Annotated in this window: 10 protein-coding genes and 2 pseudogenes; 7 read left to right on the forward strand and 5 right to left on the reverse strand. The window is 63.3% G+C overall.

The features are described 5' to 3' along the window. Positions 1-4: 4 nt before the first annotated feature. Positions 5-1909 carry a molecular chaperone HtpG gene (gene htpG, locus ACG10_RS13485; RefSeq protein ID WP_089168607.1) on the reverse strand — a complete coding sequence of 635 codons (1905 nt, stop codon included), beginning with the start codon at positions 1907-1909 and terminating at the stop codon, positions 5-7. Between the two features lie 109 nt (positions 1910-2018). Then, positions 2019-3266: a hypothetical protein gene (locus ACG10_RS13490; protein ID WP_089168608.1), complete on the reverse strand. Its 1248-nt coding sequence runs from the start codon at positions 3264-3266 to the stop codon at positions 2019-2021. A gap of 290 nt (positions 3267-3556) precedes the next feature. On the opposite strand from ACG10_RS13490, the pseudogene ACG10_RS13495 reads away from it, so the two are divergent. The 3 genes and pseudogenes from ACG10_RS13495 to ACG10_RS13505 all read left to right on the forward strand — a co-directional run. Continuing rightward, positions 3557-3898 (forward strand): annotated as a pseudogene (locus ACG10_RS13495) (transposase); the annotation flags it as partial. Positions 3899-4351: 453 nt separating this feature from the next. Further along, positions 4352-4621: pseudogene (locus ACG10_RS24460) on the forward strand (transposase); the annotation flags it as partial. Positions 4622-4728: 107 nt separating this feature from the next. After that, positions 4729-5649 carry a LysR substrate-binding domain-containing protein gene (locus ACG10_RS13505; protein WP_131254314.1) on the forward strand — a complete coding sequence of 307 codons (921 nt, stop codon included), beginning with the start codon at positions 4729-4731 and terminating at the stop codon, positions 5647-5649. A 105-nt stretch (positions 5650-5754) separates the two neighbouring features. Here ACG10_RS13505 and ACG10_RS13510 read toward each other — a convergent pair whose 3' ends face one another. Next, entirely contained in the window at positions 5755-7563 is a 1809-nt protein-coding gene (locus ACG10_RS13510) for an ABCB family ABC transporter ATP-binding protein/permease (protein ID WP_089168610.1), read from the reverse strand. 309 nt (positions 7564-7872) lie between these two features. Between ACG10_RS13510 and egtB the strand changes: the two genes are divergently transcribed. Together egtB and egtD are read left to right on the forward strand one after the other, a co-directional pair. After that, entirely contained in the window at positions 7873-9105 is a 1233-nt protein-coding gene (egtB, locus tag ACG10_RS13515; protein ID WP_408608443.1) for an ergothioneine biosynthesis protein EgtB, read from the forward strand. A 2-nt stretch (positions 9106-9107) separates the two neighbouring features. Further along, complete coding sequence (egtD, locus tag ACG10_RS13520) at positions 9108-10070, forward strand: L-histidine N(alpha)-methyltransferase (protein WP_089168612.1); 963 nt, start codon at positions 9108-9110, stop codon at positions 10068-10070. Between the two features lie 7 nt (positions 10071-10077). Here the strand turns inward: egtD and ACG10_RS13525 are convergent, their stop codons facing one another. Then, complete coding sequence (locus ACG10_RS13525; protein ID WP_089168613.1) at positions 10078-11397, reverse strand: DEAD/DEAH box helicase; 1320 nt, start codon at positions 11395-11397, stop codon at positions 10078-10080. Positions 11398-11574: 177 nt separating this feature from the next. Between ACG10_RS13525 and ACG10_RS13530 the strand changes: the two genes are divergently transcribed. Continuing rightward, a complete protein-coding gene (locus ACG10_RS13530; protein ID WP_089168614.1) occupies positions 11575-11988 on the forward strand; it encodes an anti-virulence regulator CigR family protein in 414 nt (137 codons plus the stop codon). A gap of 27 nt (positions 11989-12015) precedes the next feature. On the opposite strand, the gene ACG10_RS13535 is transcribed toward ACG10_RS13530, so the two are convergent. Then, positions 12016-12615: an FMN-dependent NADH-azoreductase gene (locus ACG10_RS13535; protein ID WP_089168615.1), complete on the reverse strand. Its 600-nt coding sequence runs from the start codon at positions 12613-12615 to the stop codon at positions 12016-12018. Positions 12616-12824: 209 nt separating this feature from the next. Between ACG10_RS13535 and ACG10_RS13540 the strand changes: the two genes are divergently transcribed. Then, on the forward strand, positions 12825-13751 hold the full coding sequence (locus tag ACG10_RS13540; RefSeq protein WP_089168616.1) for a LysR family transcriptional regulator: 927 nt from the start codon (positions 12825-12827) through the stop codon (positions 13749-13751). Positions 13752-13831: the final 80 nt, after the last annotated feature.

Here is a 13831-nt window from a genome sequence, read left to right on the forward strand (position 1 = left end):
ATGCTCAGGCAGAAAGCTCTACCAGCAATCTGTTCAGCCGCTGCACGTAATCAGCCGGGTCCCTCAGGCCATCGCCTGCCGCCAACGCCGCTTGATCGAAGAGGATGCGCGAGAGGTCGGTGAAACGATCTTCATCAGCCTCGGAGTCCAGTTTTAGAATCAGCGGATGCACGGGATTAATCTCGAAGATTGGCTTGGAGTCCGGCACCTTCTGCCCGCTGGCTTCCAGGATCTGGCGCATTTGTAGGCCAAGATCCTGCTCACCAATGGCCAAGACCGCTGGCGAGTCGGTCAGGCGATGCGACACCCGCACCTCGGCCACCTGCTCGCCCAGTACCACCTTCAGGCGCTCAATCAGCCCTTCTTTCGCCTTGGCGACTTCGTCCTGGGCCTGCCTCTCCTCTTCCGTGTCCAGCTTGCCGAGATCCAGATCACCGCGAGCAACATCGACGAACTGCTTACCATCGAAGTCGGTGAGATATCCCATTAACCACTCGTCGATACGATCGGTCAGCAACAGCACCTCAATCCCTTTCTTGCGGAAGATTTCCAGATGGGGACTGTTTTTTACTTGAAGGTAACTTTCGCCCGTGAGGTAGTAAATCTTTTCCTGCCCCTCACGCATCCGCTCCACGTAGTCTGCCAAGGCAACACCCTGATCGCCAGACTCCTCCCTAGTAGAGGCAAAGCGCAGAAGACCCGCGATGCGCTCTCTATTGGCAAAATCCTCCGCCGGCCCCTCCTTGATCACCTGGCCGAAGGCCTTCCAAAAGCCCTTGTATTGTTCCGGCTCGCTCTTCGCCAGCTTTTCCAGCATATCCAGCACCCGCTTGGTCAGCGCTGATTTCATCGAATCAATGACGGGGTCCTTCTGCAGAATTTCACGAGACACGTTCAGCGACAAGTCATTGGAATCCACCACCCCCTTGATAAAGCGCAAGTACAGGGGCAGGAACTCGTCGGCTTGGTCCATGATGAACACGCGCTGTACATAAAGCTTCAGCCCTTTGGGCGCATCGCGCTGATAGAGATCGAAGGGAGCGTGACTCGGCACATAAAGCAGCGAGGTGTACTCCAGCTTGCCCTCAACCCTGTTGTGGCTCCAAGTCAGCGCGTCTTGGAAATCATGGGCGGCATGCTTGTAGAACTCTTGATACTCGTTGTCTTGGATTTCGCTACGAGGACGGGCCCACAAAGCACTGGCCCGGTTTACGGCTTCCCAATCGGTTGCGGTCGGGCTGTCCTTCTCATCGCCAAAACTTTCTTTGGGCAGCTCGATGGGCAAAGCGATATGGTCGGAGTACTTTCTGACAATGTTACGCAAACGCCACCCATCGGCGAACTCCTCTTCGCCGCTTTTCAGGTGCAAGACAATCTTGGTACCACGTTCGGGCTTTTCGATTGTCGCAATTTCAAACTCACCCTCGCCCCGCGACACCCAGTGCACGCCCTCACTGGCTGGTAGACCAGAGCGCCGGCTGAATACCTCGACCTTTTCAGCAACGATGAAAGCAGAATAGAAGCCCACACCAAACTGGCCAATCAGGTGAGAGTCCTTCTTCTGATCACCCGAGAGACTCCTCAGGAAATCGGCTGTCCCGGATTTGGCGATGGTTCCCAGGTGGAGGACCGCCTCCTCGCGACTCATACCAATACCATTATCCTCGAGCGTGATAGTCTTGGCGCCTTTGTCAAAACTGATGCGAATCTTCAGCTCCGCATTGTTCTCAAGCAGTTCAGGCTTGGACAGAGCCTCGAAACGCAATTTGTCGGCCGCATCGGAGGCATTGGAAATCAGCTCGCGGAGAAAGATTTCCTTATTGGAATAAAGCGAATGAATCATCAGATGAAGCAGTTGCTTCACCTCGGCCTGGAAGCCCAGCGTTTCTTTTTGAGTTTCCACACTCATGGTCGTCTGACTCCACACAGATGGCATATGCCGAAAGCCCAGTGATCCCCTACAAATGGGGCATCGAGACAAGATTTCAAGTAGCCAACTGGACCATGCAGGCAAAACCTCAGGGATCCAGCAACTCGATCGACTGGATGCTCTGCGGACTGAGCTTGTAGCTAGCGCTCCCTCCGCCCCCCAGGCGGCGCTGAATGACGAGATAGCCATCCCCATCAATCCCCACAAACACCCCTTCAGCAGCTCCCCCTTGTACCGTGACGATACGCATGCGCAACTGCTGAAACTCAGCCGGACTAAGTTGAAGACGCTGCAAGGAGAAGCCCCGCCTTTTATCGACTGACTCCAGAGCTGGGCTCGAGTGGGGCTTGACACCAGCGGTACCTGCCGGATCTTCGCTAGCCGCAGGCAGCGCAGGGAATCGATCCCCCTCGACCTGCCAGCCACGCAACTCATCCTTGCCCATATTCACCAGAAAATGGTGAGCCTTGTCATTGATAAAAGCCGCAACATCAATCTCCAAATGCCTGGATGGCAATGAAACACGGGAAAGGCCATACAGTTGTACTGCATCAGTTACGAAACGGCGCGCCAAGTAATCCCGGATCACATAGGCGAGAGTCTCTTCTGAGTCAAAGTGGAGATTGACTTTCCCGTTACGATAACGCAGTCGACTGGCAAACAACTCCACTCGACCACTCAGGCTCGTTCGGAACTGCCTCGGCAAGACCAAATGAAAGCTACCAATCAACAGGTTTGGCGCCTGAGGCTCAAGATCAAGATGCAGGGTATACCCTCGAGCAAGGTGCTGATTTTCCGGCTGGGTCAAATTGGAAGCTGACCGACTGATTTCAATCAGTGGTAACCGGCCCTGATCTTCAGGCAATATATTGATATGCACTGGACCAGATGATGCACTGGGCAGATGAATTCTAATTTCTTGCTGCATAGAAGCGACATTGCGCTCACGTAGCGTCAGCACGCTCCCGATTAACTCGCCCTCTTGGGGAATGAAAGGGTGCCCGTTGAGCTCGCCACGCAGTTGTATCCTCAGTTCGGGCGCCGGCTCTCTATTGACTTCTGAGTTAAGCCAACTCAGTTGGAGGATTGTCTCCAGACGCTCGCTATCGTGGTTAGCCAGCATAGCGAAACCGACCACCAGAGGAATGAAGCCGAAAGCCATCAATGTCACTGGGCTGGAAGACTTTTGCCACTTGAATAGCACGAAGACCAGAGTCATCGGCGGCAGCAAGCTTCCCAACCCCCAGAACAGACTCAAGGAAAAAGCCCGCCTAATCAACCAAGTCAACCCGCCAATAATCAATAGCAAGCCTCCCAGGATCAGCAGCTCATCCATTTGACATTCCTATTCAAAAACCTGCCTCAGGCCGTCCGTTCGAGTTGGCACCATTACAGCGCGCACCATACCGGGACTTTACTCTGCAAACCAGCTATGAATTCCTACTTTGTAATAACCATCGCATCCATGCACCGACTCTGAAAAGGCCAGAATATTGCTTTATAGTCCAGCCATCGAACTGGGGAGTAGCTAAGCGGGTAAGGTAGCTACGTCGCCGTAGCCACCTCCCCCAAGAACTGAACTGCTCCGGGTTTCCCGGAGGCTCCAACTCTTGAGAGGATGGAGCCATGAAGATAGCGGCGAAGTATTCCTCTGAAGTCCGGCAGCGGGCGGTTCGTATGGGGCTCGAACATCAGGACGAGCACGAGCCGCAGTGGGCGGCGATCAATTTCATCGCTGCGAAGATCGGCTGCACGGCCGAGACGCTGCGCCGCTGGGTGAGACAGGCCGAGCGCGATACTGGACTGGGTGAGGGACAGACGACGCCAGAGCGTGAACGGATCAAGGCGCTCGAGCGGGAGGTGCGTGAGCTGCGCCAAGCCAACGAGATCCTGGCGCAAGGCCTCAGTCTATTTTGCCCAGGCGGAACTCGACCACCGCCTCAAGCCATGAAGGCATTCATCGATGAGCGGCCACGCTGGCCTGGGTGGACTGGTTCAACCACCGGCGGCGGCTGGAGCCGATCGGCAACGTACCTCCGGCCGAGGCCGAAGCGGCTTAATTATCGGCAACTCGACGAGTCCGCCAGGGTGGCGTGACTCACACCAACGAGCCTCCGGAATTCCCGGGGCGGTTCACCTCTGATCGGAATCGGTTTCAGGCGTCGATGGAGTGGGAGTCGGGGTAGGCACCGGGGTGCTCTGACTGGGTTCTAAGGGCCTATCCTCGGTAGCCGGGCTCGGTGGTGGGCTGGCGGGAGTGGCTGGTGCTGTTACCTTGTCGTCCTTCGAGGAGTCACAGGCTGCTAGACCCATGGTAGCTGCCAGTAGAATGGCGTAGGCAAAGGATTTGTGCATGGCGATCTCCTTGATGAGCGATTCACGCTAATCCGTTCGAGCACTCCGGCTCGATGAAGTTCAATGTACGAGTATGTGCGGCGGGGCAGCGGCAATGGGTTCATGGCCTGCGAGCCGCTGGCCGGGTGGTGCATGGTCCGGGTGACCGAACGCAGGACCCGCGCGGACTGGGCGCATTTCGGCCGGGCTATCGCCGGCGCCTACCCCGATGCCGAGCGCATCACGCGGGTCATGGACAACCTCAACACCCACAGTGCAGCCTCGCTGTACGATCCGGCCGGCCTCGCGATCCAATATTTGTCCGCCAGGGAAAAACGACTCGATTTATGGGAGAGGCTAACTACAATCACTGAACGTGGAATCAACAGCCCTGCCTGGCATGGAGAAAGCCGTCCCACTGCCACGTGTGATGATCGCTTGTGCTCATGGATAGGCATTTCTGTATGGATACGCTGAATAATGTTTCAGACTTTTACCTATTGGTCCGCGTTATCGAAGCCGGTGGCTTCACGGCAGCTGCAGCTGAAACCGGTATTCCGCGCTCACGTCTGAGCCGGCGCATCATCGAACTTGAACAGCGATTGGGGGTACGCCTGCTGAACCGCAGTACGCGCAGCTTCGCCATGACCAGTACTGGCGAGCAGGTGTACCGGCATGCATTGGGCATACTGGCCGCCACCGAAGCCGCCGAGGGAGCCGCGCGGGAAGTGCAAGGCGGCCCGTCCGGACTGATTCGCCTGGCTGTTCCCAGCCTGCTGCAGGAAGTGCTGGGAGAACTTCTGCTCAGCTTTTCGAGCAGTCAGCCGAAGGTAAGGCTCGCCTTGGGACTACACAACAACCACACCGAACTGTCGCTGCAACGCCACGACCTGCTGCTCTACCTGGAAGGACAACCACCGGACAGCGCCGATATCGTTGCGCACCCCATTGGTCAGGTCCACTTCGTCACCGTTGCCAGTCCGGAACTCTGCAAACGACTGGGCCACCTTCGGCATCCCGACGAACTGGACGACCGGAACTGCCTTGGGTTTGGTCCTCCACAGGCCATCCGCCCCTGGCTGCTGCGCAACGCCGCGCCACGGCTGCTGCGCCAGGCCTGTTTCAGCAGCGACAACCTGCCTCTGCTCCTCGACGCGGCGCGCCAAGGTCTCGGCCTGGCCCATCTGCCGTTCTATGCCTGTGCCGGAGACCTGGCGAGTGGCCGTCTGGTCAGGCTGTTCGAAGCCCATGAGCCGCCGGCCCTCCCCCTGCTAGCACTTACGCCACCGCATCGAGCCATGACGCCTGCCATTCGTGCCCTGATCCAATTCATCAGATCGAACCTGGAAGAGCTCCAGGAACGAGGAATCCTTCTGGCAAGCTAATCCACAGGGCTCAGCCAGCCGCCTCAGACTAGCTGAGCCCCCCTTGCAGAACCTCTGGAAAACGAGCCTCCCCCAACAACCTGCAAGCCCTCTACTTTCTCACCCTCAGCCTTCCCTCTCCGCCTCGCGCTGCTGCAGCTGCCACATCTGCGCATAGCGGCCATCCCGCGCCAGCAGATCCCCGTGACTGCCACGCTCGACGACCCGCCCGCCATCCATCACCAGAATCTGGTCGGCGTTCATCACCGTGGACAGGCGATGGGCGATGACGAGGGTGGTGCGGCCGAGCTGGATACGCTCGAGTTCGGCCTGAATGGCCCGCTCGGACTGGGAGTCCAGCGCCGAGGTGGCTTCGTCGAAGATCAGGATGCTCGGGCTCTTCAGGATCGCCCGGGCGATGGCCACGCGCTGCTTCTCGCCTCCGGAGAGCTTCAGGCCGCGCTCGCCTACCTGGGTGTCGTAGCCATCCGGCAGGCTCTGGATGAACTTGTGGATGTGCGCGGCACGGGCAGCGGCCTCCACCTCCTCGCGGCTGGCTTCCGGGCGGCCGTAGCGGATGTTGTAGAAGATGCTGTCGTTGAACAGCACGGTGTCCTGGGGAACGATGGCGATGGCCCCACGCAGCGAGGCCTGGGTCAACTGGCGGATATCCTGACCGTCGATGAGGATGCGCCCGCCGTCGACGTCGTAGAAGCGGTAGAGCAGCCGGGCCAGGGTCGACTTGCCCGAGCCCGAGTGCCCGACCACCGCCACGGTACCGCCCGCCGGGATCTCGAAGTCCACGTCGTGGAGGATCTGCCGGCGCGGGTCGTAGCCAAAACGCACCGCCTCGAAGCGCACACTCGGCCGGGTGGCGGCCAGCGGCCTGGCATCCGGCGCGTCCTGCACGTCCTGGCGCTCGTCGAGCAGGCCGAACAGACGCTCCATGTTGGTCAGCGCCTGCTTCACCTCGCGGTACATCATGCCGAGCAGGAACAGCGGCGCGGAGAGCTGCAGCAGGTAGGCGTTGACCAGTACCAGGTCGCCGACCGTCATGCTGCCGTCCACCACCCCGGCGGCGGCCAGCCACATCATTGCGGTGACGCCGACGGCCACCAGCGTGGTCTGGCCGAGGTTGAGCACGGCCAGGCTGGTGGTCGCCTTGACCTTGGCATTCTCCAGATGACGCAGGTTCTCGTCGTAGCGTGCCGCCTCGTGCGCCTCGTTGTTGAAGTACTTGACCGTCTCGTAGTTGAGCAGCGAGTCGACTGCCCGCTCGTTGGCGCGGGTATCGGCCTCCACCGACGCGCGGTAGTAGCGGGTACGCCACTCGGTGATGGCGAAGGTCCAGGCCCCATAGGCCAGCAGGGTAGCCAGGGTGATGGCCGCGAAGCGCCAGTCGTAGGCCCAGACCAGCACCGCGGTGACCAGCAGCACCTCCAGCAGGATCGGCACGATCGAGTAGAGCGTCCAGTCGAGCAGCTCGGCGATGGCGCTGCCGCCGCGCTCGACATCGCGGGCCACGCCGCCGGTGCGCCGGCCCAGATGGAATTTCAGGCTGAGCCCGTGCAGGTGGCGGAACACCTTGAGGGTCACCTGCCGCGAGGTCCGCGCCATGACCCGGGCGAACACTACCTGGCGCAGCTCGGTGAACAGGCTGACGCCGATCCGCGAAACGCCGTAGGCCAGCAGCAGGCCGACCGGCAACAGCAGCAGGCTGGGTTCGACGTTGAGAGTGTCGACGATCTGCTTGAGAACGATCGGAACCAGCAGGTTGATCAGCTTGGCGACGAACACCAGGCCCAGCGCCAACAGGATGCGCCACAGATAGGGGCGCAAGTAGGGCAGCAGATCGGCGATCACCGCGAACTCGCCGCGCGCTTCACGGGCGCGCCGCAGCGGGGCGACCTCGGAGGCCGGATGGTCTTGGCTCATGGGGAACTCTCTTGACGGCTGGGCCGGCTGACACAAAAACCTGATTTCGAGCCGCTCATGCTGGCCTGTACGACAGACCGCCGCAACATTTTGCAACGAGCACTGCAGCCGGTCGGCAGAGGGGAACCCCAGCCCACACCCTGACGGTCTACCGCATGCCGGCCTTGGCATACCGGCCGGATCAGGGCAGCAGCAGGCGTGATGTCCAGCCTGGAACCGACCTCTTCGCCAGTCCCTTCGCCCCAGGAGCAGCCACCGATGCCTGACCCGGCCTCCGCGCAAAGCGCCCTCTCCTCATCCGTTTCCCTCATGGAGCGCTTCCAGCGCATCCGCGCCGCCAGCGAGTCGATCTGCGCGCCGCTGCAGATCGAGGACTACGTCATCCAGAGCATGCCCGACGTGAGCCCGCCGAAATGGCACCTGGCCCACGTCAGCTGGTTCTTCGAAGCCTTCGTGCTGCTGCCCTTCCTGCACGGCTACCGGGTGCTGGACGAGGCCTACGACCACCTCTTCAACTCCTATTACGAGACCCACGGCAAACCCTTTCCCCGCGCCAGTCGCGGGCTGCTCTCGCGCCCCGGGGTGGCCGAGGTCTATCGCTATCGCCAGCATATCGATGCGGCCATGGGCGAGCTGCTCGCCCGGCCGCCGCTGGAGCATGCCGCGGAGATCGCCCGTCGCGTCGAACTGGGCCTGCAGCACGAGCAGCAGCACCAGGAGCTGCTGCTCATGGACATCCTCCACATCCTCGCGCAGAACCCGCTGCGACCGGCCTATCGCAGCGACCTGCGCCCGGGTCCCGGGCAACTGCCGGACGAGCCGCACTGGCGGGACTATCCAGGCGGGCTGCAGCAGATCGGCCACGGCGGCGAGGGCTTCGCCTTCGACTGCGAGACGCCGCGGCACCGCCAGTTCCTCGAGGGCTTCCGCCTGGCCAGCCGGCCGGTGAGCTGTGCCGACTATCTCGCCTTCATCAGTGATGGCGGCTATGCCCGTCCGGAACTCTGGCTGGCCGATGGCTGGAGCCTGGTCCAGCAGGCCGGCTGGCGCGCGCCGCTGTACTGGCAGCGCACAGACGGCCGCTGGCTGGAAATGACCCTGGGCGGCCTGCATCCACTCGACCTGCAGGCGCCGGTCTGCCACATCAGCTTCTACGAGGCCGACGCCTATGCCCGCTGGGCCGGCGCCCGCCTGCCCAGCGAGGCGGAATGGGAAATAGCCGCCAGCGACCTGCCGATCACCGGCAACTTCCTCGAAAACGACCATCTGCACCCGGTTGCCGCCCCGCAGGCCGCCGCCATGTCTCAGCTGTACGGCGACGTCTGGGAGTGGACCGCCAGCGCCTACCGCCCCTACCCGGGCTTCCGGCCGTTGCCGGGAAGCCTCGGCGAATACAACGGCAAGTTCATGTGCGGGCAGATGGTCCTGCGTGGCGGCTGCTGCGTCACCCCGCAGGCGCATATCCGCGTCACCTACCGCAACTTCTTCTATCCAGCCATGCGCTGGCAATTCGCCGGGCTGCGCCTGGCCAAGGAGGCTTGAGCGTGCCCCTTTCCGTCCATTTTCATGATCAGCGCCCGCAGGCTGCCGGGCGCTCCCTGCGCGAGGAAGTACTCGCCGGCTTCGCCGAACGTCCCAAGACGACGCCACCGAAGCTTTTCTACGATCGCCGCGGCTCCGAACTGTTCGAGCAGATCTGCCGGCAGCCCGAGTACTATCCGACGCGCACCGAGGAACTGATCCTCGCCCGCGCTGCCCACGACATCGCCGAGATCGCCGGTCAGGACGCCAGCCTGGTGGAGCTGGGCAGCGGCGCGAGCCGCAAGGTGCGCCTGCTGCTGGAAGCCATGCACCCCGCCAGCTATCTGGGTATCGACATTTCAGAGGACTTCCTGCGCACCAGCACCCAGCGCCTGGCGGCCGACTATCCCTGGCTGGAGGTGCATGCCGCCTGCGCCGACTTCTCCCGACCGATGAGCCTGCCGGACGGCTTCGCCGGCGAACACCCGCTGGCCTTCTTCCCCGGCTCCAGCATCGGCAACTTCGATCCCGAGGAAGCACTGGCCTTTCTCGCCAACCTCCACGAGCTGCTGCCGGAAGGCGGCGGCCTGCTGATCGGCGTCGATCTGGTCAAGGACCGGGACGTGCTGGAGGCGGCCTACAATGACCGGGCCGGGGTCACCGCAGCCTTCAACCTGAACCTGCTGGAGCGCATCCGCCGCGAGCTGGACAGCGACATCGAGCCGGGCACCTTCGTCCACCGCGCCTTCTTCAACCAGGCCGACTCGCGGATCGAGATGCATCTGGTCAGTGACCGTACGCAGGACGTGGAGATCGAGGGCGAGCGCTTCCACTTCACCGCCGGTGAAAGCCTGCACACCGAGAACTCCTACAAGTACAGCGCCGAGGGCTTCCGTGCCCTGGCCGGCCGCGCCGGCTTTCGCGCCCTGGCTTTGTGGACCGACCCGCAGGCGCTGTTCAGCGTGCATTACCTGCAGCGGGCGTGAGGCGGACTCACTCCGCCGGCGGCGTGCGGCGCTTGAGCGGGGCCAGGCCGTCCTGGCTGACCAGGGACGGGCCCGCGGGCTTGCGCCGCGGGGCGGCCTTGGCGGCCGGCTTCTTGCCACCCTTCTTGTCGTCGGGCTTTTTCTTCTTGGTGCCGGCGGCCTTGCCGGAGGCCTTGAGGTTCTTCGGGCCCTGGTAGCTGCCTTTCAGTTCCTTGATGACGCGCCGCTCGAAATGCTGCTTGAGGTAGCGCTCGATGCTCGACATCAGGTTCCAGTCGTTGTGGCAGATCAGCGAGACCGCCAGGCCCTCGGCGCCGGCCCGGCCGGTGCGGCCGACGCGGTGCAGGTACTCGTCGCCGGAGCGCGGCATGTCGAAGTTGATCACCAGATCCAGGCCCTCCACATCCAGCCCGCGCGCCGCCACGTCGGTGGCCACCAGCACCTTGGTGCCGCCCTGCTTGAGCCGCTCGATGGCCAGCTTGCGCTCCTTCTGGTCCTTCTCGCCGTGCAGGACGAACGCCTTCTGGCCGGCGGCGACCAGATGCCCGTAGAGCCGGTCGGCCTGGACGCGGGTGTTGGTGAAGACGATCGCCTTGCGGTAGCTCTCGTGCTCCAGCAGCCAGTGCACCAGCTGCTCCTTGTGCGCCGGATCGTCCGCCGTGATGATCTGCTGACGGATGGTTGCGGAGAGATCGCTGACCGCATTGAGCATCAGGTGCTGCGGATCGCGCAGCACCTTGGCGACCATCTCGCGCAGCCCGGAACCACCGGTGGTGGCGGAGAACAGCAGGGTCTGCCGGCGGTTGGCGCACTCCTCGACCAGGCGCTGCACGTCCTCGGCGAAGCCCATGTCGAGCATGCGGTCGGCCTCGTCGAGCACCAGCACCTCCACTTCCTTGAGATCGAGATGACCGGCATTCAGATGCTCGATCAACCGCCCCGGCGTGGCGATCAGGATGTCCGGCACCTTGCGCAGCAGCGCCGCCTGTACCTTGAAGTCCTCGCCGCCGGTGACCAGCCCGGACTTGATGAAGGTGAACTGCGAGAAGCGCTCGACCTCCTTGAGGGTCTGCTGCGCCAGCTCGCGGGTCGGCAGCAGGATCAGCGCGCGGATGGTCACCCGCGGCCGGGCATCGCCGATCAGGCCGTTGAGCAGCGGCAGCACGAAGGCCGCAGTCTTGCCGCTGCCGGTCTGGGCGATCACCCGCAGGTCGCGCCCCTCCAGGGCCGGCGGAATCGCCGCCACCTGCACCGGCGTGGGCTCGACGAAATTCAGTTCGGCCAGCGCCTTGAGCAGGCGTTCGTGCAGGGCGAATTGGGAAAACACGGGGCTACCTCGATCGGACGGATGAAACGGCTGCATAGCCTAGCGTGACTCGCGGCGGAACACCCGTCCGGAGTGCGAAATGTTGCGCAGCTCCGGATGGCCAGCTTGACGGCGCAGCGGCGCTCTGGCTGCAATGGCTGGCACTGCGCCCCTTGGCGCCCACGAGAGCAACACGACATGCGCAAGACTTCCCGCCTGCTGGCGGTCGCCGCCAGCCTGACCTTCGCCGCCGCCGCCCACAGCGCCCCTCCCGCGGACAAGGGACACCATCAAGGCAATCATCATCACGGCGACAGCGACCTGTCGGTCAGGGTGCAGGCCCCCAGCATCGACATCGGCCAGGTACGTATCGTGCTCGGCGAGAACCGCCGGCTGATCGGCGATGCCCAGCCGCTGCCGCCCGGTATTCGCAAGCAACTGGCCCGCGGCAAGCCGCTGCCGCCCGGCATCGCCAGGAACTTCGACAGCCGCCTGACCAGCCAGTTGCCCCGCTACGACGGCTACGAGTGGCGCCAGGCGGGCACCGACGTGGTGCTGGTGACCCTCGCCACCGGACTGATCTACGAAGTCCTCCACGACGTGCTGCACTGAGCCGCCACCCGCCGGCCCGGCGGGGAGTCAGGCCACCCCGGCCAGCTTCTCCTTGGCCCGGGCCAGGCCCTTCTGCAGAAAATCGCCGCCCATGTTCAGCCCTTCGGCGTGGATGAAGCTGACGTCGTGGATGCCGATGAACCCCAGCGCCTGGCGCAGGTAGGGCTCCTGGTGATCCAGGGGGCTACCCGAATAGATGCCGCCGCGGGCGGTCAGCACGAAGGCGCGCTTGCCGGTCAGCAGGCCCTGCGGCCCGTTTTCGGTGTACTTGAAGGTCACCCCGGCGCGCAGCACGTGGTCGAGCCAGGCCTTCAGGGTGCTGGGAATGGCGAAGTTGTACATGGGCGCGGCGAGCACCAGCACATCGGCGCCGAGCAGTTCCCCGGTCAGTCGCTCGGAACGCGCCAGCGCCGCCTGCTCCGCCTCGCTCTGCTGCCCGGCGGGCTTGGTCCAGCCGCCCAGCAGCTCGATGTCCAGATGCGGCACCGGCTCGTTCGCCAGATCGCGCACGACGATCTCGTCGTCCGGGTGCGCCGCCCTCCAGTTGGCGAGGAACTCGGCGGTGAGCTGGCGGGAAACCGAACCTTCCTTGCGGGCGCTGCTTTCGATGACCAGAACACGGGACATGGGATTCTCCTTGGGTTGTGCGGGTCGATGGAGACAGGGTAGAAAGGAACAGGCCGATAAAAAAGCGCAAAAACCCGCTCTGAATCATCGATAAAATCGATACCTACTCCAGACACGACAGCCCCCCTGTAGGAGCCAACTTGCTGGCGATCAACCATGTATCGCCAGCAAGCTGGCTCCTACGGGATGACAAGGCAGAGGAAATCCCCATGAAAGCCCCCCGCGTCACCCTGGACCAATGGCGCACCCTGCAGGCGGTGGTCGATCACGGCGGCTTCGCCCAGGCCGCCGAGGTGCTGCACCGCTCGCAGTCCTCGGTCAGCTACACGGTCGCGCGCATGCAGGAGCAGCTCGGCGTGCCGCTTCTGCGCATCGAGGGGCGCAAGGCGGTGCTGACCGAGGCCGGCGCCGTTCTGCTGCGCCGCTCGCGGCAGCTGGTCAAGCAGGCCAGCCAGCTGGAAGACCTCGCCCATCACATGGAACAGGGCTGGGAAGCCGAGGTACGCCTGGTGGTGGATGCCGCCTACCCGACCCTGCGCCTGGTCCGCGCGCTGACCGCCTTCATGCCGCAGAGCCGCGGCTGCCGCGTGCGCCTGCGCGAGGAAGTGCTCTCCGGGGTCGAGGAAGTACTGCTGGAAGGCGCTGCCGACCTGGCGATCTCCAGCCTGAGCATTCCCGGCTACCTGGGCAGCGCGCTGAGCGAAGTGGAATTCGTCGCCGTCGCCCATCCCGACCATCCGCTGCATCGCCTGCAGCGCACCCTGGTTGCAGCCGACCTGGAAAGCCAGATGCAGGTGGTGATCCGCGACACCGGCCGACAGCAGCCGCGCGATGTCGGCTGGCTCGGCGCCGAGCAGCGCTGGACCGTGGGCAGCCTGGCCACCGCGGCGACCTTCGTCGGCAACGGCCTGGGCTTCGCCTGGCTGCCCTGCCACCTGATCGGCCGCGAACTCGCCGAAGGCCTGCTCAAGCCCCTGCCGCTGGAAGAAGGGAGCACCCACCGGCCGCGCTTCCAGCTCTACGCCGACAAGGACAAGCCCCTCGGCCCGGCCACGCAGATTCTTGTGGAGCTGATCAAGACTTTCGACAGTGCCCCGCTGGATGCGCCCTTCGCCGCGCCCCTGCCCGGCGCCTGAAGCTATCATCCCAAGAGCCGGGAACGCTCCGTCGGCGCACCGGTCTAGCAAGCCACCCTTTGTAGAACCACAAGGAAAGT

The sequence above is a fragment of the Azotobacter chroococcum genome, assembly GCF_002220155.1.
Lineage (GTDB): Bacteria > Pseudomonadota > Gammaproteobacteria > Pseudomonadales > Pseudomonadaceae > Azotobacter > Azotobacter chroococcum.

Bases quoted from the DNA above. Each gene is read 5' to 3' on its own strand.
- htpG (WP_089168607.1), bottom strand. From the start codon at position 1,909: ATGAGTGTGGAAACTCAAAAAGAAACGCTGGGCTTCCAGGCCGAGGTG.
- ACG10_RS13490 (WP_089168608.1), bottom strand. From the start codon at position 3,266: ATGGATGAGCTGCTGATCCTGGGAGGCTTGCTATTGATTATTGGCGGG.
- ACG10_RS13505 (WP_131254314.1), top strand. From the start codon at position 4,729: ATGGATACGCTGAATAATGTTTCAGACTTTTACCTATTGGTCCGCGTT.
- ACG10_RS13510 (WP_089168610.1), bottom strand. From the start codon at position 7,563: ATGAGCCAAGACCATCCGGCCTCCGAGGTCGCCCCGCTGCGGCGCGCC.
- egtB (WP_408608443.1), top strand. From the start codon at position 7,873: ATGGAGCGCTTCCAGCGCATCCGCGCCGCCAGCGAGTCGATCTGCGCG.
- ACG10_RS13530 (WP_089168614.1), top strand. From the start codon at position 11,575: ATGCGCAAGACTTCCCGCCTGCTGGCGGTCGCCGCCAGCCTGACCTTC.
- ACG10_RS13535 (WP_089168615.1), bottom strand. From the start codon at position 12,615: ATGTCCCGTGTTCTGGTCATCGAAAGCAGCGCCCGCAAGGAAGGTTCG.
- ACG10_RS13540 (WP_089168616.1), top strand. From the start codon at position 12,825: ATGAAAGCCCCCCGCGTCACCCTGGACCAATGGCGCACCCTGCAGGCG.